The 22,827-nt window shown below is 61.4% G+C and carries 18 protein-coding genes; 12 read left to right on the top strand and 6 right to left on the bottom strand.

Annotation, left to right across the window (positions count from 1 at the left end):
• Positions 1-74 precede the first annotated feature (74 nt).
• The 6 genes from V5N12_RS05975 (at position 75) to V5N12_RS05950 (ending at position 10,996) form a co-directional block, all read left to right on the top strand.
• A complete protein-coding gene (locus tag V5N12_RS05975) occupies positions 75-2,027 on the top strand; it encodes a hypothetical protein (RefSeq protein WP_332898241.1) in 1,953 nt (650 codons plus the stop codon).
• A gap of 20 nt (positions 2,028-2,047) precedes the next feature.
• Positions 2,048-3,163: a glycosyltransferase family 4 protein gene (locus tag V5N12_RS05970; RefSeq protein ID WP_332898240.1), complete on the top strand. Its 1,116-nt coding sequence runs from the start codon at positions 2,048-2,050 to the stop codon at positions 3,161-3,163.
• A gap of 58 nt (positions 3,164-3,221) precedes the next feature.
• Positions 3,222-4,796, top strand: coding sequence for an alkaline phosphatase family protein (locus V5N12_RS05965; RefSeq protein WP_332898239.1), 1,575 nt, complete (start codon positions 3,222-3,224; stop codon positions 4,794-4,796).
• 113 nt (positions 4,797-4,909) lie between these two features.
• Positions 4,910-6,166, top strand: coding sequence for an AI-2E family transporter (locus tag V5N12_RS05960; protein WP_332898238.1), 1,257 nt, complete (start codon positions 4,910-4,912; stop codon positions 6,164-6,166).
• Between the two features lie 504 nt (positions 6,167-6,670).
• The gene (locus V5N12_RS05955; RefSeq protein WP_332898237.1) at positions 6,671-9,223 is read left to right on the top strand and encodes a hypothetical protein; all 2,553 of its coding nucleotides are present in this window, start codon (positions 6,671-6,673) and stop codon (positions 9,221-9,223) included.
• Positions 9,224-9,322: 99 nt separating this feature from the next.
• Positions 9,323-10,996 carry a hypothetical protein gene (locus V5N12_RS05950; RefSeq protein WP_332898236.1) on the top strand — a complete coding sequence of 558 codons (1,674 nt, stop codon included), beginning with the start codon at positions 9,323-9,325 and terminating at the stop codon, positions 10,994-10,996.
• Here V5N12_RS05950 and V5N12_RS05945 read toward each other — a convergent pair.
• Positions 10,969-11,937 carry a glycosyltransferase family 2 protein gene (locus V5N12_RS05945; RefSeq protein WP_332898235.1) on the bottom strand — a complete coding sequence of 323 codons (969 nt, stop codon included), beginning with the start codon at positions 11,935-11,937 and terminating at the stop codon, positions 10,969-10,971. The genes V5N12_RS05950 and V5N12_RS05945 overlap by 28 nt on opposite strands.
• A gap of 242 nt (positions 11,938-12,179) precedes the next feature.
• On the opposite strand from V5N12_RS05945, the gene V5N12_RS05940 reads away from it, so the two are divergent.
• From V5N12_RS05940 to V5N12_RS05930, 3 genes are all read left to right on the top strand, one after another.
• Entirely contained in the window at positions 12,180-13,679 is a 1,500-nt protein-coding gene (locus V5N12_RS05940; protein ID WP_332898234.1) for a lipopolysaccharide biosynthesis protein, read from the top strand.
• Positions 13,680-13,753: 74 nt separating this feature from the next.
• On the top strand, positions 13,754-14,923 hold the full coding sequence (locus V5N12_RS05935) for an FG-GAP repeat domain-containing protein (RefSeq protein WP_332898233.1): 1,170 nt from the start codon (positions 13,754-13,756) through the stop codon (positions 14,921-14,923).
• A gap of 48 nt (positions 14,924-14,971) precedes the next feature.
• Positions 14,972-15,634, top strand: coding sequence for a hypothetical protein (locus V5N12_RS05930; protein ID WP_332898232.1), 663 nt, complete (start codon positions 14,972-14,974; stop codon positions 15,632-15,634).
• Positions 15,635-15,665: 31 nt separating this feature from the next.
• On the opposite strand, the gene V5N12_RS05925 is transcribed toward V5N12_RS05930, so the two are convergent.
• Positions 15,666-16,544, bottom strand: a complete 879-nt coding sequence (locus tag V5N12_RS05925; RefSeq protein ID WP_332898231.1) for a glycosyltransferase family 2 protein — start codon at positions 16,542-16,544, stop codon at positions 15,666-15,668.
• Positions 16,541-17,665, bottom strand: a complete 1,125-nt coding sequence (locus tag V5N12_RS05920; RefSeq protein WP_332898230.1) for a Gfo/Idh/MocA family protein — start codon at positions 17,663-17,665, stop codon at positions 16,541-16,543. Before V5N12_RS05920 ends, V5N12_RS05925 begins: the two co-directional genes overlap by 4 nt.
• Before the next feature lie 243 nt (positions 17,666-17,908).
• Between V5N12_RS05920 and V5N12_RS05915 the strand changes: the two genes are divergently transcribed.
• The gene (locus V5N12_RS05915) at positions 17,909-18,130 is read left to right on the top strand and encodes a hypothetical protein (RefSeq protein WP_332898229.1); all 222 of its coding nucleotides are present in this window, start codon (positions 17,909-17,911) and stop codon (positions 18,128-18,130) included.
• Position 18,131: 1 nt separating this feature from the next.
• Complete coding sequence (locus V5N12_RS05910; RefSeq protein ID WP_332898228.1) at positions 18,132-19,067, top strand: glycosyltransferase; 936 nt, start codon at positions 18,132-18,134, stop codon at positions 19,065-19,067.
• Between the two features lie 180 nt (positions 19,068-19,247).
• Here V5N12_RS05910 and V5N12_RS05905 read toward each other — a convergent pair whose 3' ends face one another.
• The 3 genes from V5N12_RS05905 to V5N12_RS05895 form a co-directional block, all read right to left on the bottom strand.
• Positions 19,248-19,472, bottom strand: coding sequence for a hypothetical protein (locus V5N12_RS05905; protein WP_332898227.1), 225 nt, complete (start codon positions 19,470-19,472; stop codon positions 19,248-19,250).
• A gap of 38 nt (positions 19,473-19,510) precedes the next feature.
• Complete coding sequence (locus tag V5N12_RS05900) at positions 19,511-19,975, bottom strand: winged helix-turn-helix domain-containing protein (RefSeq protein ID WP_332898226.1); 465 nt, start codon at positions 19,973-19,975, stop codon at positions 19,511-19,513.
• 96 nt (positions 19,976-20,071) lie between these two features.
• The gene (locus tag V5N12_RS05895) at positions 20,072-20,695 is read right to left on the bottom strand and encodes a DUF7344 domain-containing protein (protein ID WP_332898225.1); all 624 of its coding nucleotides are present in this window, start codon (positions 20,693-20,695) and stop codon (positions 20,072-20,074) included.
• A gap of 638 nt (positions 20,696-21,333) precedes the next feature.
• Between V5N12_RS05895 and aspS the strand changes: the two genes are divergently transcribed.
• Positions 21,334-22,638, top strand: a complete 1,305-nt coding sequence (aspS, locus tag V5N12_RS05890; RefSeq protein ID WP_332898224.1) for an aspartate--tRNA(Asn) ligase — start codon at positions 21,334-21,336, stop codon at positions 22,636-22,638.
• Positions 22,639-22,827: the final 189 nt, after the last annotated feature.

Genomic DNA, 22,827 nt, shown 5'->3' with positions numbered 1-22,827 from the left:
TTGCGGGCGTCTCCGACCATTATCCCAGCTATAACAAAGCCTGTCTGTGGGCTGGTAGAGACAAGGAGCCGTCTGTGCACCCAGATCGAACAAACCTAGAGCGGATGGAGTCTGCGGTTGACCGACTGGTAGACGGCGCGTTTACGAAACACCGCCACGATGTCGTTGTCGATAGCTCGTACGCCCGGCGTCGCGGCGAAAAGGTCGCGCTCACGATTGGTTTTCTCGGCCTCATGGCGGCGGTGTTCGTCGCCCGCGGCGACCCGGCGACGAACTACGAACTCTCAATTTATCAGGCAACGCCGGTCGGCTACTGGGTCGGCGTCAGCGTCGCGTTACTCATCTCAATTGTTATCGCCTTCTACGCGTCGGGGCGCACCGTCCGCACCGCGAGCGTGCTGCTCGCCGGCGCTGCGACAACGTCCATCGTTGGCCTGCCGTTGATTCGCGGGTACTACTTCTACGGCCTGCTTGACGCGCTCATCCACCTCGGCTGGGCGCGCTCGCTCAATGCGGGCGTGTTCACCGTCTACAGCATTCCGTATCCGGGCAGTCACCTGTTCGCTGCCACGATTTCGCGCGCGACCGGTGTGGCGATGCCGACCGCAATGATGCTCACCGTCATGGTGTTCCTCTTGCTCTACTTCATGTTCGTCCCGCTCACCGCACGGCTCATCTTCCCCGACCACCGTGTGACGACCATCGCGGCGTTCTCTGCGTTCTTACTCCTCCCCATCAACAGCCTCGCAACCCACCTCTCCTTTCACCCGTTCACGCTCGCAACGCTGTTTTTCCCCGTCTTTCTCTTTCTCCTCGTCAAACACATGGTACACGAGGCGGACGACGACCGCCTGCCGCGTCGCATCACGGCCGTCACGCTGCTCATGCCGCCGACGGCATTCGTCCTCATCATCCTCCACCCACAGCTCACGCTCAACGTCCTCCTGTTCGTTTTCGGGGTTGCGGGCGTCCAACTGCTCTATCGGCTGGCCCGCCCGGAGAGTCCGACCGCCTACTACCGCGTCATCTACGGACAGGCACTCATCTTGCTCATCATCTTCGTCTTCTGGGTCGACCAGCACCAATCGACGTTCAACACGCTAGACCAGACGCTCGCCGCCATCGAAGGGCTGTTCTTCGGCACTGAAGTCGCAGGCGAGGTCGTGAGCGCACAGTCTGATTCGGCAAGCGACATCGGCGTGAGCATCTTCGAGCTGTTCGTGAAGCTGTTCCTCGTGAGCGCAGGCTACCTCGCACTCGCAGCCATGCTGGTACTCAGACGGATTCGCGGGAAGCGAACCGCAAGCCGCATCGACAGCATGCTCCCGTTTTTCTTGTGGGGGTCGCTCGCGCTCGTACCCATCGTGGCCGCCCAGTTCATCGGCGACGTGTCGACGTACTTCTTCCGTCACCTCGGCTTCGGGATGGTCATCGCCACGATTCTCGGGGCGATTGGCGTCCATCAGTTCAACCGCTCGCTCGATACGTCGTCGGTGCGCACGCTGTTGCGTCCCATCTTACTGATGTGCGCGGTGTTCGTCGTCGTGCTCTCGGTCGTGAGCATGTTCCCCTCGCCGTACATCTTCCTCCCCGGCCAGCACGTCTCGGCCCAGCACATGGAGGGTTATCAGGCGTCGTTCAACACCCAACCGGCGGACAAAACCATCTGGTACGCCGCGATTCGCACCGGGATGGACCGGTATGAGGCGGCCTACTACGACGAGCCGTTCGTCGTCCACAGCGGCCCCGTGACCGAGGAGGGGATGCTCACCGGGTTGCGCGCGTACTTCGAGAACCATCCAGAGGAGGTCGTTAGGCGCGACCACTGGCTCGTCGTCACCGAGACGGACATCGAGCGCGAGGTGGTCGCGTACAAGGAACTTCGCTACTCACGCGAGAGCTTTGCCGCGATAACCCGCGAGCGCAACGTCCACCTCGTGCAGTCGAACGGCGAGTTCTACCAGTTCTACGTCGAGATTGGTAAACGCCCGCCCGTTCCTGAAGGCACGTTCCGGTCGAACTCGTGAGCCAGCAGACCCACCGTACCATGAACCCAGAACCTGAAATTGCAGTGCTCGTCGTCGGCCCGGCAAACAGAGAGACCGGCGGGATTGCGCGCTACATCGCCGCACAGCGCGAACACCTCCCGCCGTCGGTGGGGATGGAGACCTACGACATCGCTCCCAGCGCAGACGGCGAGGGGCGACGGTGGCTCGTGAGAGAACTCCTCCATGCGGGCAAGCGTGCGCTGCGCTTCCCGTTCCAGTCGCGCCCCGACATCGTCCACGTCCACACGTCACACGAGCGGTCGTTTTACCTCTCGTCGTGGTTCGTGTTCGTTTCTCGCTACCTGTGGCGACGGCCGACGATTCTCCACGTCCACGGCTCTGCGTTCGACACGTTCGTCCAGTCCGAGTCGTGGCTGGTGCGCTTTTTCCAACGACGCGTGTTCGCCGCCGCGACCGCGGTAATCGTCCTTTCTGCGTACTGGAAACACATCCTCGAACCCGTCTCGGGCCAGACGAAGCTGTTCGTCCTCCCGAACGCCATCGACCCTGACGAATACGACCCCCACTTCGACGTGACGCCACCCCACGTCGTGTTCATCTCGAATCACGTCGAGCGAAAGGGGATTCGAGAGTTTGTCGAAGCGGTCGAACAGCTCCAAGAAACCGGGCTGGCGTTTCGCGTCACGATTGCCGGGAAAGGCCCGCTCTCATACCTCGCAGCAGGGCTCGCCACGCGATATCAGGACGTCTCCTACGTCGGGTACGTGAGCGAAACCGAGAAGCGCGCGCTGCTCGACAGCGCCTCGATTTACGTCCTCCCGACGCACGCAGAGGGCCTACCGATTGGGATTCTCGAAGCTATGGCGGGCGGCAACGCGATTCTCTCGACGCCCGTTGGCAGCATCCCCGAACTCATCCGGCCGGAAAACGGGCGTCTCGTCACGCCGGGAAATGCAGACGACCTCACAACCGCGCTGGCCGCGCTCCTTGCAGACCCAACGCTGGTTCGGAACATGGCCCAACAGAATCGCACGCTCGTTGAGGAAGCGTACACGTGGCAGGAGGTGGCGATGCAGTTGACCGCGCTGTACGCCCGCCTGCTCGACCGACCACACGAGATAGACCGAGACACGCCGCCGGTCGTCATCGAGTAACGGGGCTGTAGCCGCCGATTAACAATGCCCATCGCCCACCTTGTGGGCGATAGTAACGATGGTCACAGACACCAGTCGCCGGGCGTTCATCCTCGGCCTCGACGGGATTCCGTGGAACCTCATCGAGCAGTGGACGGAAACGGAGGACCTGCCGAATTTTGCCCGACTCATCGCGGAGGGGGCGAGCGGGCCGCTCGAAAGCTCGAAACCGGCGAACACGCCGGTTGCGTGGCCATCCATCGCGACCGGGACGTGGCCAGACCGCCACGGCATCTACGAGTTCATGAAGGTAGCAGAAAACTACACCCAGCGGCCCTACACGCGAAACGACATCCGCGAGCCGACGCTCTGGGAGATGCTCACGCCGGCGGTGGTGGCGAACCTGCCGATGACCTACCCACCCGCCCCCATCGACGGGAAACTCGTGACCGGGATGATGACGCCCTCTCTGTCCGCGCGGTTTGCCTTCCCGGAGTCGCTCGAAGCGCAAATCAAACGCGAGATTCCAGACTACCAAATCGAACTCAGGTGGCACGAGTACGACGGGCGGAAAGCCGAGTTTCTCGAGGAACTCACGACGCTCGTCGAAAACCGTCGTCAACTGATGCGCCTGCTCATGGCAGACGACGACTGGCGACTGTTCTTCTTCGTCTACGTCGCCCCAGACCGCCTCCAGCACCTCATCTGGGACGAGGCGGTGCTACTCGCTCACTACCAACTGCTCGATGAGATTCTCGGTGAAGTGATGGACTATGCGACCGAGCGCGATGCGACGCTGTTCGTGGTCTCAGACCACGGGTTTGGCCCAATAGACCGCGTCGTGAGCGTCAATCGCTTGTTGGTCGAGGAGGGGTTCCTCGTCCCGAAATCGCAGACTGGGACGCGCGGCGTGCTCTCGACGCTCGGCATCACGAAGCCGCGCGTCCTTGGGGCGCTTGCGCGGATCGGGCTCACCGAGCAACGACTGGTTCACGCGCTCCCGGACGAACTCGTGAACGCCGCCGCCCGCCAGATTCCCGGCACCCACCAGCTTCACGACGTTGACCACAGCCAGACAACGGCGTTCCTCCACGGTCTCGGAAGCATCTACCTGAACGACACCGAACGATTCGACGAGGGTATCGTCGCGCCCGCCGAGAAGGCCCAGGTGAAAACCCACCTGATGGGCGTGTTAGAACGGCTGACCGACCCGGAAACGGGTGAGCGCGTGCTCACGGTGTACGACGGCGCGACGCTGAACCCCCGCGACCCCGACGGCCCGGACATCGTCGTGACGGCCAACGAGGGCTACCTCATCGAGCCGACGCTGTCGCCGCACATCATCGCAGATTCGCGGGTGGCAGAGGCCTACCACCGGCCGGAAGGCATCTTCTTCGCGTGGGGGTCGGACATCGAAGCAGGCGTCACCGTACGCGACGCCACGGTCGTTGATGTCGCGCCAACCGTGCTCCACGCCGCAGGCGAGCCGGTTTCGAGTGGGGCGGACGGGCGCGTGCTCGCAGAGATTTTCACCGCCGACTCGACGCACGCGGTCGAAACCCGCGAGTACACTCGCTCACAGGCGGCTGGCGCGGTCGCAGAAGATTACAGCGATGTCGAAGACCGGTTGCGCGGGCTTGGCTACCTCGAATAGGAAGTTCAGGGCCGGGACGATTAAGCCGACAGAGAGCCAACCACTTTTGAAGCGAGTCCGTTACTGTTCATCATTGGGGGGTGGGAGAGCAGTCGTGGGTAACCGCCTGTATCATGGCAGAAGAAAACCACACAGACAGCAGTTTGCCGAGCGAGCACGCACTGCGTAGACTCCCGTTTTTCGAGGGGATGCGCAGAGACAGAGCCGTGTTGTGGGTGGTCGCCATCCTGCTCCTTCTCACCTTGTCGTTCATCGTTTGGCAGTTCATCGGAACGGTCGTCCTCGGCTTGTTCATGTACTACGTGACGCGGCCGGTGTTCCGGCAGGTGCAAAAGCGTATCGAGCGCCGGCTGTTCGCTGTCGTCGCCACGCTCATTCTGGTGACGATTCCGGTGCTGGGCCTCGTCGGGTGGGCGCTCGCCATCGTCATCACCGCCATCTCCCAGTTCCTCGACGCAGAACGCCAAAGCGAGTTGACCGCGCTCATCGAGCCGTATCTCGACCTCACGAGCGTCCTCCACGACTCAGAGGAGACGCTTCGCCTGCTCGTGACGAACCCGAGCCAGCTCGCTGAGTCCGGGCTGGGTGACGTGCTCACGCAGCTTTCTGACGTGCTGGTTGCCTCGCTCTCGACGTTGTTGAACGTCGGCTTTCACGCCTTTATCGCGCTCTTGATTGCGTTTTTCCTCCTCAAAGACGACTACCGGCTTGTGGCGTGGGGCAGACAGACGATTCTCAGAGACGACAACCCGCTCGAACACTACTTCAAGACGGTCGATGCCGACTTGAAGTCGATCTACTTCGGGAACATCCTGAACGCGCTTGCGACGGGCATTCTCGGCGTGGTCACCTACATCGTGCTCAACCTGTTCGCCCCGGAGGCCGTTGCCATCCCCGAACCCGCGCTCGTGGGATTGCTCGTCGGGGTGGCAAGCCTCGTGCCGGTCATCGGTATGAAACTCATCTGGGTACCCGTCGCGGTGTTTCTCTTCGCGCGGGCGGCGCTCGTCGCGCCCGAGGCGCTCTGGTTCCCTGTCGTGTTCAGCGTCGTCTCGATTGTTATCGTCGATACGATTCCAGACCAGTTGCTTCGCCCCTACGTGAGCGGCCGGTCGCTCCACATCGGGGCCGTGATTCTCGCCTACACCTTCGGCCCGTTGCTGTTTGGCTGGTATGGCATCTTCCTTGGCCCGCTCATCTTGGCCGTCGTCTACGAGTTTGGGAGAATCATCTTCCCGTGGCTGGTCAGTCCCCACCGACAGAGTGACGAGGTAGCCACAGACGACCAAGACGACGCTGTGGCGACAGACCTCCCCGCGCCAGCCGACTCCGACGGGGCTGACTCGCCGTCTCCCGCAGACGGGAGCTAGCCGCGCACATCGGTTCGTGACGCTTGCACCCGAATGACGGTGCTCGTACAGTCGGAAAGGCGTCACAACTGGAGGGAAATCCCGGAAGCAACAGGTTTCGAAGTTCCGTGGCTATAGAGGTGACAAGAATGAGACTCGTAGCGAGGACAACACGTCTTCAAGGCCGTGTGTAACGACTGCATACCCCACGGAGAGAAATACTCACAGAACGTGGAAACTCCGTCGAGCAAATCTCTGTATGACGAGTGTCACCCAGTCCGTACTGTTTCACGAGATGGACAGTCAACGCGGCTGTTCTAGCCAAATTCGTTCGCATGCACGTGATTAATTCAGAAATAATTTCGCTGCGACAACTGTTAAGACCGGATGAATCATCCGTCTTCTAGATGTGTTTTCAATCATGATATTCACGAAAAAATTAGTATGTTATCGTGATAATCATGGAATCGAACTAATGTCAGAAACAAAATATTTATGCCCTATAACTTGTGCTTAACAATTGCAATGGCACGCAAACTGGCACGCGAACAGCGACAACAATCGGCGGACAATGAGGACGGTACGCTCCTCAACCGTCGTGATTACTTGAGAATGGGTGCGTACGCGGCAGCGGCTGGCACCACCGCGACGGCAGTCGCAAGCGGTGGCGCGGCGGCCGCGACGACTCGACACGGAATTAGTTTCGACCGGGTCGTCAACATCGTCGAGGACTACGGGGCAGACCCAACCGGGAACGAACCCGTAAACGCCGCCATCTCTGAGGCGGCGAGCGATGGCACGCTCATCACCTTCCCCGAAGGAACCTACCAATTCAACGGCAAATACATCCCACGAAACAACCGACTCGGGTTCCTCGGTGAGGGCGACGTGACGTTCGTCCCGCCAGCGGGCTTCGATGACCTGCTCATCGACAGCTGGTCTGGCTACGACGAACTGCTCATCGAGAACATCGACATCGACATCCGCGACGAGACCACGACCGCGGGCATCCGGCTCAAATGCCAAACCAAATTCCACATAGAGGACGTGGAATACCTCGGGCGTGGCCTCACCGCCAGCGGCGGACAGACGAGCGCGTTCCTCCTCGCGCTCGAAAGCGAAGACGGCGAAGGCGTCCTCAGAAACGCCGTCGCCAAGAAAGGCTCTCGATTCGACGGCTACGAGGGCGGCAACGGCCGCATCGGTGTGTGGATTGGCTGGTCGAACAAAGGGACGATTCGGTTAGAACAGTGTGACTTCCGCGAGTTCGGGAACAACGCCTGTTACACCTCCCGGACGCCCGGCAACGTCCAAATCGTTGACTCCTATTTCTGCAACAACAACGCTTCCCAAATCCGCATCAGCGGCGAGGGCAGCTACGTCAAAAACTGTGTGCTCGAAATCGACTTCGACAAGTACACTGGCCCGACGCCAATCGACACGGAAACCGAGTTCGGTATCCGCGGCATCTCCGTAGACCAGGGCGTCCAACAGGACGTCCCGGCCATCCCAGCGGGCGCAGAAATCATCGACTGTGACATTATTGGCCGCAACGCCCCACAGGGCATCGGCCTCATCAACGTCTCCCCACAGGGGCGCAGTGTAACGGTCAAAAACACCCGCATCCAGTGTGACCTGCCGGACACACCCGCCGTCCGCCGGGGTGAACCCGGGTCGATTAGCTGGCGGCCATACCAGGATACCCCACCCAAACCCCACTACGTCCGCCTCGAAAACTGTAGCATCACCGGCAGTGCAGAGGGACGCGAAGCCGTCTTCATCGATAGCGCGGACGCGAGCTACATCAAAGACTGCTGTATCCAGCAGACCGGCAGCGACCGCGACGGCGTGCGCATCATCAATTCGACCGACGTGGACGTGACGAACTCCACCGTCAACGTGAGTGGCACGGCCGTCGACTACCAGAACTCAACGGGCGAGACGAGTGGTATCGAGCAGTCCGGAACCTGTCCCGTCCCGAGCACGGATATCGGTGCATCGAGCGAGCCAGCAGAGGATGACTCGACTGACGAACCCACGACAACGACGACCGAGTCCTCGGCGGAGTCCGACACGGCAGAAACCGACACAACGGACACGGACGCAACCGAGGAGACAACCGCTGACGCGGACAGCGAAAACGTCCTCAGCATCAACGGTGTCGAATCGCCCGGCGAGTACGAGTTCTCCGTGAGCGGCGACCTCCAGAAAAGCGATGCGAACGGCGCGACCATAGACGACAACGACTCGCTCTCGGGTTCGACCGCGAACGGGCAGGTCGAAGGCGGCATCGACAGCTACACCTTCACCGGCGAAATCACCGACTTCAGCCTCTCTGGTGGCGAGCCGACGATTACGGTCAACGGCGAAGCCGTGAACCCGGATTCGTTCTCGGAGACGGAAGCCGACACTGAAGAAACGACGAGCAACGACACTGGGTCGGGCGACGAGACTGACACCACGGAGACGAGCACCGAGACAGAGAGCACCGACAGCAGTTCCTCGGCCGGGTCGAGCGAGTCGTCCACCGACGAGAAACAGACCCATACGCTCGCCTTCGCGGGAACGAGCGACGCGCCGACGGTCTACTACTTCAACGTGAGCGGTGAGGTTGCAGAGGCCGAAGAGAGCAGCCTCGGCCTTGATGCAAATGTGTTCGACACGACGGTCGAAGGTGCGGTCGGAAACGCCACCCACGCCTACGAGTTCACGGGTGAAATCACCAGCATCGCCGCAGAAGGCCCCGGCATCATCCTTTTAGACGGCGAGCGAGTCCACCCTCACGAGGCAATCGCCACGGTGCCCGAGCTGCCGAACCTCCTCATCATCAACGGCAGCCTGAGCGACGACGTGACGGGCTACCGCATCGCCGTTGACGGCGAACTCGAACGCAGTGACGCGCTCAGCACGGCTCCCGAAGACGCGACGACGTGGGACCGGATGGAAGACACCGTCGCAGACGGCAAGGCAGTCGGCGTGGTCGCAGAGGGCGTCGACGCCTACCGGTTCAAAGGCAATGTGACGCGGTTCAGAGTCTGTGGCTCTGCGTATATCACCTTCGAGGACCTCGACAAATAGCCCCTCCAGCCAGTTTGCGCCACACGCCGCCCCCTGAACATCCCGGTTTCTCGCGGTAATCGCGGTATAACAATACGTTTCTGTCGTCTTTTGTCGGTAATGGGCCCGCCCACGTCCAGACGACGCTATCTTACCGCCCTCGGAGCGGCTGCGCTGGGCGGGCTTGCGGGCTGTCAGGTCAGACAGGAGCCGACGCCAACGACGACCGAGACGCCCACCGAAACACCGACAGAAACCCCGACGCAGACGCCAGCGGGCCCGCCCGAGTTGCTTCGCCACGGCATCCAGTTTTCCCGCGACGTAGACCTCGTCGCAGACCTCGGAGCCGACCCGACCGGAACCGAGCCAATCAACGCGCTGCTCACGACTGCGGCGACGGCAGGGACGCTCATTCGTGTGCCGGAAGGACGTTACCAGTTGGATGGACGGTTTTTGTTCGAGGCCGACACCGTTGGCTTGCTCGGGGAGGGTGACGTGACGTTCGTTCCCCCGACTGGCTTCGACAGCATCCTGCTCGACACCAACGGCGGCGTCCACGACGAAATCGTCATCGAGAACATCGATATCGACCTCTCTGCGCCCGACACGACCGCAGGCATCCGCATCCAAGCGCGAAGTCGGTTTCACGTAGAGGACGTGGAGTACCTCGGCAGAGGCGTCGATACCATAAGCGGGCAGGTGAGCGCGTTTCTCCTCTCGGTCAGTGACCCAGACGGCGTCGGCACGCTCCGCAGAGCCGTCTCGAAACAGGGCTCGCGCATCGACGCCTACGTGAACGGTAACGGGCGAATCGCGGTGTGGGTTGGCTGGGACAACAAGGGCACCATTCGCATCGAGGAATGCGATTTCCGCGAGTTTGGGAACAACGCCTGTTACACCTCGCGCACGCCGGGGAAGGTACAAATCGTCGATTCGTACTTTCTCAACAACAACGCGTCGAGCATTCGCCTCGGCGGGAAAGGCAGTTACGCGGAAAACTGCACCATCGAAATCGACCTCAGCAAGTACACCGGCCCGCCACTCGAAACCACCGAAACGGGCTTTAACACCCGCGCAATCGTGGTCGAAACCGGCGTCCAACTCAACGTTCCGGCCATCGAACCGGGCGCGGAGATTCGAAACTGCACCGTGCTCGCCCGCGACTCACCGAAATCCCAGTCGCTCATCGAACTCTCGCCACAGGGCCGGAGCATGATTGTCAGGGACACGACTATCGTGTGTGACTTAGACGACACGCCCGCGATACGGCGGGCGAAGCCCGGTGAGTTACCGTGGCGACCCTACCAACAAATCCCGCCGGAGCCACACTGGATTTCGCTCGATAACGTCACCATCACGGGCACGGCGCGCGGCGGCGAGGCCATCCGCATCGAAGGTGGCACCGATTCGGCCATCAGCAACTGCACCATCGAACAGCCGGGCGCGGGGCGCGATGGGATTCGCTTCATCGACACGGTCGGCTGTCTCATCGACGGCGGTACAATCGACGCCGGGCGCTATCCCATCACAATACAGTACAGCGGTCTCGCGGACGGGCAGTGTCTTCTCGAACTTGGCGACCTCCCAGAACTCACCTCACAGGAACTCGTTATCGAAGCCATCCCCGTGCTCCACGAACTCGCAGCCGAGCTCTTGGATGCGTGTATCGTCACCGCCGCACCCCCGTACGTGAGCGGCACCCACGAGTCGGTCATCAGAATTGCCGACATCAGAGAAGAAACGAGTTCTGAGCCGACTGTTCGTGTCTATGGCGACGTGCTGTTCGAAGCCTGAGCCGTCGAAATTCGGCGTTTGGCCGACTGCGCGAGTCGGTAGGTGACGCGACCGCCGAGCGAGAGCACGAGATACACCCACGCCGTTTCGTTCGTTGGCTCGGCTCGAACCGCCCGCATCGAAGCCCGGCGCGCAGCCGCGTAGTGGCCAGTATCGAGGGCGGCGACGGCGAGCATCCGCGCCATCGACGCCTCGAATTGGCGTTCCATCCCGTAGGACGCCGCGAGTGGCGCGTGGGTGTCGAGAAACAACGGGTAGGACACGTCTTGAATCCGGGCGAAGTCGCTCGACAACTGGCCGTGGTCGCCCATCGAGCGGATGACGAGCGGTTCTGGAACGGCGAGGAACTGACACACCGTCGAAAGCCGGAGATACCACTCGCGGTCTTCCCAGATGGGGAAACGTTCGTCTATCGTCCCGGCGTCCGCGATGGCCGCCGCGCGCACCATCACCGTCGAGAACGGGGCGAGTGGCGCGCCTGCGAGCAGTTGTTCGGTGACCCACCCCTGCGTGGTCGGCGTCCGAATCGTCGTCGTGTTCCCGGCCCCATCGACGTAGCGCTGGCCGGTGTAGACCACGCCAACGTCGGCAGCCGCCGTCTCGAAGGCTTCGACCTGTTTCTCGATTTTCTCCGGGTTCCATCGGTCGTCGTCATCGAGGAAGGCAACGTACACACCGTCTGCGGCGGCGATACCGCGATTGCGCGCGGCGGCCGCGCCCTGTGGGTTCGCAGACCGAATGAAGTGAATCTCCGCGATGGCGTCCAAATCGAGACCCGTGAGCGCGGCTTCTGCGGGCGTCGTCGAGTCGTCTACGACGATGAGCTGAATCGAATCGTAGGTTTGGGCGTTGACGCTCTCTGCGGCCGCTCTGAGCGCCGCTGGCCGGTTAAACGTCGGGACGACGACGCTCACCAACGGTTCTGTTTCCCGACCGGTCATACCACTCCTTTGCCCGGTGGCTACATTGTTAGCCCGCGCCTGTCACGTCGCCCGGGAGACACAATTGCGGGACTACACGCCGGATTCGGAAGGAATCGTAGCCCGCAGTGACTGCGGCTAGGGACGCCGTTTTCTCATTAACTCTGTTATAACAATTGCTGAACGTGACCCATCTACGTCCCAATGAGCGAGTCGCGCGTTTTGAGGGAAGTGTCACCGACAAGTAAGCGAGGGCGTGGACGATGAGTCGCGCACGCGGGCTTATCCGCCGGCTGTTGCCCGGCGACTCGCTGGCGGACAAAACCATCAAAGGCGGCATCTGGGTGACGCTGTCGAATCTCACCGACAGGGGCTTGCAACTCGTGTTGCTCATCATCCTCGCTCGCCTGCTCGAACCGGCCGACTTCGGGCTGATGGGGATTGCACTGCTCACGGCGACGGCGCTTCGCAGGCTCTCGAATTTGGGCTTGAATCAGGCGCTCATCTACCAGCGCGAGGACGACGTCGACCACTATCTCAACACAGCCTGGAGCATGGAGATCACGCGAGGGCTCATCCTCGCGGTGGTGACGTTTGCGGTCGCCCCGTTCGTTGCAGCCCTGTTTCACGAACCGCGCGCACTCCCGATTTTGCAGGTGGTGGCGATTTCGCCGCTCCTCACGGGGATTCGCAATCCGGGTGTCATCTACTTCCAGAAGAATCTCGAGTTCCACAAACAGCTCGTCTATCAGCTGTCGGGGTCGTTCACCAACTTCGTCGTGGCCGTCGCCATCGCCGTCGCCTACGGCTCGGTCTGGGCGCTCGTCCTTGGCTATGTGCTCGCTGATGCGGCCCGGCTCGTCGTCTCCTACGTCGCTCACGACTTCCGCCCCTCACTCGCCTTCGACCTCCCCGCCGCCCGCGAACTGTTCGGCTACGGCAAGTGGGTGACCGGCGGCGGCATCATCACCTTCCTCTACAGTCAGGGTGATGACGCCGTCGTGGGCTGGCTGTTGAACGCCACGTCGCTCGGATTCTACCAGCTCGCCTATCAGTTTGCGATGGCTCCGGCCACGGAAATCGCCGCCGTGATTTCGTCGGTGGCGTTCCCGAGCTACTCGAAACTGCAGGACGACGTTCCCGCCTTGCGAGAGGCGTTTTTCCAGATGATTCAGGTGTCAACCGCCGTCTCGTTCCCGCTCGCGGTGGGTATCGTCGCGGTGGCTCCGACGTTCGTCATCGCCTTCCTCGGCCCGGTGTGGGAGCCCATCATCGTCCCCATCCAACTCATCGGGGTGTACGCCTTCCTCGTCTCGATGAACATGACCTTCGGCCCGGTCTGGCAGGCGCGCGGGCACCCTGACTACGCGACGAAGGTTTCGACGCTGCGCACCATCTTCCTCGCGCTCATCATCATCCCGGCCACGCTCCAGTTCGGCATCGTGGGCACCGCAGGCGCAGTGGTCGCAACGTACCTCGTCCCCTCGGTTCCGCTCGACATCTATCTGGTCGTGAAAACCGTCGAAACCACCTACGCTCGTTTCTTCCGCGAGATTGCCTATCCGCTCATCGCGAGCCTCTCGATGGGTGGGGCCGTTTGGGCCGCTCAATCGTTCCTCACGCTTCCACCGTTGCTCGAATTCGTCGTCCTCGTGCTCGTCGGCGCTGCCGTCTACGGCGCGATTGTACTCGTCCTCATGACGCGCTTTGGCTGGGGGCTTGGGAAGAACCTCCGGACGATTGGGAACGTCGTTAAGGGGTGACGAGCGGGCCGTCTACGGCGAACCTGTCGTTTAAGCAGTCGCTTACAAACCCGTACCGCCACGTCTCACCGCCAATGGAGTTTCGCCACGAAACCATCGACCCCAGTCCGCCGTGTACCCGCCTCGGCATCTGCCTCACGACCGACCTGACCGGCAACGGCTATCAGGACGTTATCGTCGGCGGGATGGGCGCGATGAAGAATCTGAAGATTCGCGGCAAGTACAGCAACCTCCCGAATCTCGCCGGCGTAAAAGACATGCTCGGGCTGAAAGAGACGAGCATTTTCTGGTACGAGAATCCGGGGTGGACGCGCCACAAACTCTCCACCTCTCCGGATTTGTACGTGTTCGGCAACGCGCTTGGCGACATAAACGGCGACGGACGCGTCGATTTGGTCGTCGGACAGGGTTATCGCGGCACCAAACTGTTCTGGCTCGAACAGCCAGAAGACCCCACAGCGCCGTGGACAGAACACCTAATTCACGACAAGTACGACAAGTACCACGACATCGCCGTCGCAGATGTGGACGACGACGGCGAAAACGAGGTCATCGGCCTCTCACAAGAGAGCAAGGTCATCTTCTATTACGACGTGCCAGACGACCCCACCCAGTCGCCGTGGCCGGAAGAAAATCTCCACGTCATCGCAGAAGGGCTGGCCATCGAAGGCCTCGTCGCGGTGGACATAGACGGCGACGGCGAAACCGAAGTGGTCGCCGGGCCACACATCTTCTCGCAGCCGGACGAAACGGGTGGAAACTGGCAGCACGAGGAGATTTCGCCGGGCTGGGACTACACCCGCACCGCCGTCGCAGACATCGACGACGACGGCGAGCTAGAGATTATCCTCGCAGAGGGAGATTCGCCCACCTACGGCACGCACGCCGGGCGAGTGGCCATCCTCGACCCGCCGACGTGGGAGGCGACCTTCCTCCACGAAGACCTGTTCTGCCCCCACAGCCTGCAGGTCGCGGATATCGATGGCGACGGCCGTCTCGACATCTACGTTGCCGAGATGGGTCTTGGTGAGCACGCGAACCCGCGCCAGTTCATCTTCCACAACAACGGCGACGGCACGTTCGAGGCGGAACTCATCGCAGAGGGCATCCCTACCCACGAGGCGAAGGTCGTCGACTTGAACAACGACGGCCGCCTCGACATCGTCGGCAAGCCCTACGAGCCAGAGCGCCACGTCGACGTGTGGTACAACGAAGGCGGCGACCAGGGCGTCGCAGACGACTGAACGCGGCCGTATCAGCACATATAATTAGTGCTGCCAGAACGTTTTGACATGGCACTTCTCTCAGCGGCCGCCGCGGGTGCGGTTCTCGGCGTCCGTCACGCACTCGAAACGGACCACCTCGCCGCGGTGGCGACGCTGGTCGAAGACGACACCGACCGGGCAGGGTTCGTCGGTGCGTCGTGGGGATTCGGCCACTCGCTTCCCATTTTGGCGCTTGGCGTGCTGTTCGTCGTCCTCGGCATCCACCTCCCCGAGTCGATTACCCGTCTGTTCGAACTCGTCGTCGGTGGCGTCCTCGTGTTCCTCGGCGCGCGCATGCTCTACTCGCTCGTCGGCGGCGTCGATGTGGCCGCCCACAGCCACGGCAATACCGTCCACGCTCACCTACAAATCGGTAGTCTCTCGCTCGGTTTCGACCATCAGCACGTAGACGACGACTCGTTTCTCGTGGGCATCCTCCACGGCGTCGCCGGGAGCGGAATCCTCGTCATCGCGCTCGTCTCGTCTGCGCCGACGGTCAAAACCGCACTCACCTTCCTCGGCGCGTTCAGCGTGCTCACCGTCGTGACGATGGCCGCCGTCTCCTTCCTCTGGGGACGTACCCTCGACACGCAGTTTTCGACCTATCTGAAAGCGACGGCGGGTATCTTCGGCATCGTCATCGGCGCGCAACTCGCGCTCTCGCAACTCGCAGACTTCGGCCTGTTGTAAACGGCTTTTCTCACTCGAAAAATCAACGTCGTCAGGTTGTGCGTACAGTGAGCGGTTCGGTGAGCGTGGTGAGAACCCGGAGTTTTAGCCGGTCGCGGCGGGCGAGCGGCGGCTGTTCGACCGTCGGGCGCTCGTCGTACTCGGCCACCACGGCATCGAGGGGTGGCGCTGGGGCAGTGACCCTCGCATCGCGGCGACGGCGGTGGAGGTACGACCAGAAATCGGTGGCGTAGTCGTGGCTGGTTACCGCCTCGGGATAGTAGATGCATTTCTCTCGGGGGATTCCGGCTTCGAGCGCGCGGCGCGTCCAGTCAAGCGCCGCGTTTCCCGTGGGCTGGTCGTCGAACCCGCTGAGCGACCGGAAGGTGTCGCGGTCGAACGAGAGGTTTCCCGCGAGGTCGAGATACGTCGGAAACTGCACGGAGCCGAGGTCGTAGGCGGGCTGGGTCGCGTTGTAGAGGTGGGCGGTGTGCGGGAGCACGCGGCCGCGTGCGGCGACGATGTTGTTCACCCGGTGGGCGCGCAGGTGGGCTTCGACGAACGTCGCCGTTGGCACCGCATCGTCAGCGAGGAAGATGAGCAACGGCCCGGTTGCGAGCTGTGCGCCGATGTTGTGCGCGAGCACCGCGCTGGTGTCATCTCTGACCCGAACCCCGAGCCTGACCCGGCGGGTCGTGGCGAGGAGCGATGAGAGGTTCCACGCAGTTCCTCGATCCACGACAATCACGTCGTAAGCCGTTTCGGTCTGGGCGTCGAGCGCGTCGAGCACCGTCGTAAGCAGGTCGCGGTTGGCCGTGGCGGTGGTGACGACCACAGTTGCGAGCACCTCGTGTGCGGGGATGGTGTAGTCAGTTATCGACTCGATGTGAGTGGCGTAGCGGGCGTCGAGAGAGGCGGTCACAGCGCTCATGCGGTCGGTGAGGTGTTTGGCTCGGGGTGTAAGTCGCCAGCGTCGACCATCGCCTGAAGCGGGTTGTCCTCGATGGTGAGCGGGAGCGTGACGCGACCCCGCCGCCGCGCAGATTCCCAGCACGCGAAGATGACCTCAGTCGCGGCGAGTGCGTGCACACCGCTCAGTTCACAGTCGCGGCCGGTTTCGAGGCAGTCAACCACCGACGCGATTGCCCGGTCGATGTAGCTGAGTGGCTCGTCGCCTCTGCCAACCCGCGAGAGCAGCGCGCCGACGCGCCCCTGCTTTGGCGGGCCGTAGATGCCTTCCCCGTCGGTGTCGATTGCCTGCCACTCGCCGCTCGTGCGGACGAACAGCGCGGGCTTGCCCTCGCGGATTTCGATGACACCGTGAGTGCCCACAAGCCGAAGATAACACCCGACAAGGTCGCGCCCCCAGCCGGTGGCGGCGAGGCCGTAGACGCCGGAGGCGTACTTCCACTGGGCGAGGCCCTGATTCTCGTTGTGCGCGCCGAACCAGCGATTCTCCTCTGAGTAGTCGATTTGACAGAGCACCCATTCGACCGGCGAGTTGTCGGTCAGGTAGTTGGCGAGGTCGAACAGGTGGGTGCCCGTATCGTAGAGGTCTCTGTCGGAAAATTCGATGCGCTGGAGGCTCCCGATGTCGCCCGCGTCGAGGAGTTCTTTGGCGCGGCGAAACGGCTTACCAAAGCGGTACTGGTGGTTGAAGGTGAGCTGGACGCCCTCCTGTTCGCAGACGGCGACCATCTCCTTGCAGTCGCCCCAGGTAAGTGCCATTGGCTTCTCACAGTGGATGGCCTGCACCGAGGGATGGTGCGCACACCCGATGACGATTGGGGCGTGTGCGCCGGGCGGGACGGCTACGCTCACAATGTCCGGATTCTCGGCGTCGAGCATCGCGGCATAGTCGTCGTAGACGCCCGTGATGTCGAACGTATCTGCGAACGCACGGGCATTCTCCGGGACGATATCAGCACAGGCAACCAACCGGCACTGTGGGAGGCGAGCATACGCCGCGGCGTGGCGATACGCCATCGCAAAACCCTGTTTACCCGGGGCTTCTTGCTTTGCTCCCGTTCCCACGAACGCAACTGAAAACATTCCTACTCGAGAGGAGGGGAGGAACGTGCAAGAGTATAGACTGGTTAAACAGCACTCACGACCAGAGCGGCCAGCAGGCGCTCGAAAACACCGTCTTTTGGCGACTTCGTGTCTGTACCTTGATGTGACCTGTGGGACGGGAACGCCAATCTCTCATTGAAACCGACGATTAACCACACCGACCGCCAACATCGGTGTGAGAAGCGCTCTCATAACTAAGCGAGTTGTTCCCGATTGAAGCCTATGAGCGAGCGATGCCCGCACCGCCCCGGCGGACGCACCAGTGATTGTGCGCTGTGCCAACCGTTGCTCGGCAAAGAAGCGGAGGAGACGCGAACCCTCTACTATGCATCTGGCCGGTGGAGCGCGCGCAAAGCGGAAGAACCGACACAGCCGAAAACGCTGACCGTCCGCCATGATTCGGCCGCCGTAAGCGAGTGGAAAGACCGCCACGGCAGCGATTGAGATGGCCCCACGGGTCTCGGTTATCGTCCCTGTTTTCAACGACCCAGCCGGGATCGCGCTCACCCTCTCGTCCCTGCTCGAACAGACCGACGACGACTTCGAAGTGCTCGTCGTGGACAACAACTCGACCGACGACACCCGTGCGGTAGTGCGTGAGTTCGCCGCGCGCGATTCGCGCATCCAGTTGCACGTCGAAGCCGACATCCAGAGTTCCTACGCGGCGCGCAATCGTGGGATTCGTCACGCGACGGGCGAGTTGCTTGCGTTCGTTGACGCGGACGTGACCGTCGAACCCGACTGGCTCGAAGCCGTCGTCGCGCGCATGGCAGAAGACGTGCCCTACCTCGCGTGTGCGGTCGAAATCTACTCACCAGGCACCGAAACCTTCGCCGGGAAGTACAATCGCCTGACCGACTTGCGCGTTGACTACTTCGTCTCGCGGCTCGATTTCGCGCCGACGTGCTGTCTCGTGGTCCGCGCGAGTCTGATAGAAGAATTGGGCCCCTTCGACGACCGGCTTACGTCGAGCGGCGACCTCGAATTTGGACACCGCGTCGCGGCGGCAGGCTATCCCCTCGGCTTTGCCGCCGACATCGTCGCTCGGCACCCGGCGCGAACCTCGGTGCGGTCGCTCGTGAAAAAGGCAATCCGCATTGGACACGGGAAAACCCAACTCAGGGAGCTGTATCCCGCACGGTACGGGCGGCCACGCCGAGGACTCGTGAATCCGGGTGCGTACCTGCCGCCGACGCCCAAGGCGTTGCGGACGCTCGTCGCGGGCTGGGAGACACTCAGCGTGCGCGAGAAAGTCGGCGTGTTTGCGCTGTTTTACCTGCTCAGACTGGCGAAAGCCTACGGACAACTCGAAGCTGCGTTCGCTGCCCAAGACCGGCGTTCTCAGGGGACACGCCGGCCGCGTCTGTCAGGCCGCGCCTGAGCCACCGGCTGTTGATATGTCAATGAATTAAGAATGGCTCTGGGCCGCAACCACAATAGTCGCTGGCACGCGAACTGGCATAGGTGCGTCGCGGCCCTGAGCAACTGTATTTTTGTTCTGTCGGCTGATAAACGCTCTGGATAGTATCACGGTTAGGAGACAGTTTCGAGAGCCGTGAGGTTACAAATCATTACGGAACGCTTCCACGTTCGGGAGGTCTGCGACGCCCGCATGGCTGCCGAGATACTCACTGTCTTCTACCGCAGTGGAGAACTCCGCTGGCGACTGGTACTCTCTGAACGTGAGTACGCGCCCACCTTCGACGGCGAACACGATTTCAACCGTGCCATCGGGAAGTCGGTAGTGGTCTGCTTTGGCCACCGAAGCCGGTCGGTCACTAGCCATATCCGTTCTCTACGCACCGAATCTATTTGAACGCTAATCTATTTCGACTCCTGTTGGAGCTCCCACAACCGCTCGAACTGTTCGAACAGCGCATCGTCGGGCGAGAGTTCAATGGTAACCGTTCGCGTATCGAGGTCGACGCGCAGCGGCTCGATGTCGATTTCACGCGGCGCGTTCGTGTACGGCATCGCCGGGTCAAGGTGCACGCGGAAATCGTCTTCGGCAAGGTCGATGCCGATGTGCTCGGTTGTCGTGGTGTACGCACGTTTACTCGGTGTGCTCGTCACGCCGTGTTCTTCGCGCATGAGGCCGCTTTCTATGAGCGCAGAGAGACGCCGATAGATCGTCGATTGGGACACCGACGTGCGCGCCGTGAGGTCGTCTATCGTCACTGGCCCATCGACGCCCGCCTGTAAAATTTCGCGCGCAACCGCATCGCCAAGTAGGTCGAGGACGCGTTTGCTCGTCGTTCCTCCGTCTCCATTGCCCCCCATATGCCCCATATTCACGTTACTAAAAGGATGCCATCGGATATGTATGTTCGCTCACAAAAAAAATGGGCCGGTCAGCGGCCGTTTCAGGTGCGGTATGGACCGAATTCAGTCGGCAGGCTGGATTTGCTGGGCGCGAAGGGCCGAGAGCAGCTCGAACAGGCGACCGTCCGGGAGGTACTGCTGGTAGAGTTGCACGCCGGTGACGGCGACGAGCGTGGCCGTGCTGAGCGCGGCCCACCAGAGGCCGGGAATCGCCGTGAACGGCGAAAGTCCGGCGAGGGCCGCGGCGACGCCGAGCCCGATGGTGATGGCGACGGCCATCACGTACTTGCCGAGCGACGATGCGGCTTCTGGCTGCGTCTCCGTCAGGTACGGGTCGAGCTGGCCAGCAGCATCGAGGAGCTGAATCGTCCCGCGGTTCTTGTTGAACGCGATGACGCCTGCGCCGTCCATCTTTGGCAGGTGGCATTGGTAAAGCCCGATGTACACCCGCTTTCGCTGGTCGGAGGACAGCTCCATGACCGTGATGTTGTTCTCTTTCGCTGCGATGTACTCTGCGAGCTCGTCGAGACGGGCCGTTCCCCCGTTCTCTTCGAGATAGCGGAGCGCATCGCGGCGACGGCGGTTCTTCAAAATTTCGAAGATGACGTCCTTTTCAAGCGGCTCTGCTCTAATAGCAACGTCTCCCCCCACGTTTGCGTCTTGCGCGACGGATTGTAGTGAACTCATGTATATCACCGTTGAGCACAAAATGCACGTACGAGTTACCAAGAGACACTGATGGCACAGATACACTGGCCGTTCCCCCATTGTATTCCCCTTGGGCCCCCACGCCCACCATGCTGGTTACCTTTAACCAAACAATAGTATGTGCTCTCTTAAGATAAGGTTAATCCAACGTTGCAGTTTTTGAATATGTTCTGGGCTACTTTCGCACGAATTGACGGAGAATAGTTAGAAACGGATATTATTTACGCAAAAAATGTGCAGATATTAAATAACATGGCAGAATCGGAGTATACTGGTAGTATGAGAATACCACCACAGATACCGCCGTAGTCTCTCGGAAGCTCCCACACAACGGATCCGATACTATCTAGAATTTGATATTCATTGCCGTTGGAGTGTCAGGTTTACTAGAATAGGTAAGTCCGACATAAATCCCACACAGAATGGTAAGTCTATGGCGTGTGAATGGAAGAGCGAAGGCGCGTTGCGGTATCCAATATACTAACCCTGAAAGTCACGAAAACGGGCGCGTTGCAGAAATTGCAGGGCACGCGTGGTGCGAATGCGCCTCGTTTTAGGAGGTGTGTGTGAGCGGTGAAAACGCGGGTGTTAAAGGGAGTGCCTCCAAATGCGCCGGTATGGAAGACCGGACACACACGGCAGACGTTTCGCCCGGCGAAACGGTCACTATCGCGGGGTGGGCGCACGAGACGCGCGACCTCGGCGGCATTGCATTCCTCATCGTTCGCGACAAGACCGGTAAGATTCAGGTCAAATTCGAGAAAGACGAGATGGACGACGACCTCGTCGAGACGGGCACGCACGTCTCGCGCGAAAGCGTCGTGCAGGTCACCGGCAAGGCAGAAGAAGAGCCACGCGCGCCAACCGGCGTCGAAATCGTCCCCGACTCCATCGAAGTGCTCGCACCGGCCGAGCCAGAGCTTCCGCTCGACCCATCGGGAAAAGTGGACGCTGAACTCTCGACGCGCCTCGACAACCGCACCTTAGACGCCCGCCGCGACGAGACGAAGGCCATCTTCGAGATTCGCGCCGAAATTCTCCGCGCCGTGCGCGACTACTTCCGCTCCGTTGGCGGCACCGAGATCAACACGCCAAAAATCGTCGCAACCGGCACCGAGGGTGGCACGGAACTGTTCCCAATCACCTACTTCGGGCAGGAAGCGTTCATGAACCAGTCGCCACAGCTGTTCAAACAGCTCATGGTCGGCTCTGGCTTAGAACGCGTGTTCGAAATCGGTCCCATCTTCCGCGCAGAAGAGCACAACACGCCGCGCCACCTGAACGAAGCGACGATGATCGACTTCGAGAGCGCATTCATCGATCACCAGGAAGCGATGGACGTGTGCGAAGGCACGCTCAAGGCAGCCTACACTGCGGTCGCAGAGAACTGCCAGCGCGAACTCGAACTGCTTGGTCTCGAAGACGAGTTCGAAGTGCCAGAAGACGACTTCCCACGCCTCACCTACGAGGAAGCCATCCAGCGCATCAACGCGACGGGCGAACTCGACGAGCAGCTCGTCTGGGGCGACGACCTTCCGACCGAAGGCGAGAAAGCACTCGGCAAGGACGTCGGTGGCCACTACTTCATCATCGACTGGCCAAGCGAAATCAAGCCGTTCTACATTCAGGATTACGACGACGACCCCGACCTCTCGAAGGGCTTCGACCTCATGCACCCACGCATGGAACTCGTCTCCGGCGGCCAGCGTGAACACCGCTACGACAACCTCGTCGAAGGCTTCAAACAGCAGGGGCTCGACCCGGACGCCTTCGAATACTACACCAAGATGTTCAAGTACGGCATGCCGCCACACGCCGGCTGGGCGTACGGTGTCGAGCGTCTCGTCATGACGATGCTCGGACTGTCGAACATTCGTGAAGCGGTTCTGTTCCCGCGAGATCGCCAACGCCTGAGTCCGTAGGACGAAGGCTTGGCTTTCAGCGAGGCCGAAGGTCTCGCCAGACCGTCAGCGCCTGTCGCCATAGGCGACGGCGCGACCCATCGAGTGGGAGCAGGGAGCAACTTGTTGCGACCGTGTTCCCGCGAGACCGTCAGCGTCTGAGCCCGTAGGGCGAAGACCTGACTGCCAACGAGACGAGCGGAAGCGAGT

Source organism: Haladaptatus sp. CMSO5, from assembly GCF_036689885.1.
Classification (GTDB): domain Archaea; phylum Halobacteriota; class Halobacteria; order Halobacteriales; family Halococcaceae; genus QDMS2.
The sequence above is the reverse complement of the archived record's forward strand: the minus strand, read 5'-3'. Positions and strand labels throughout refer to the sequence as shown.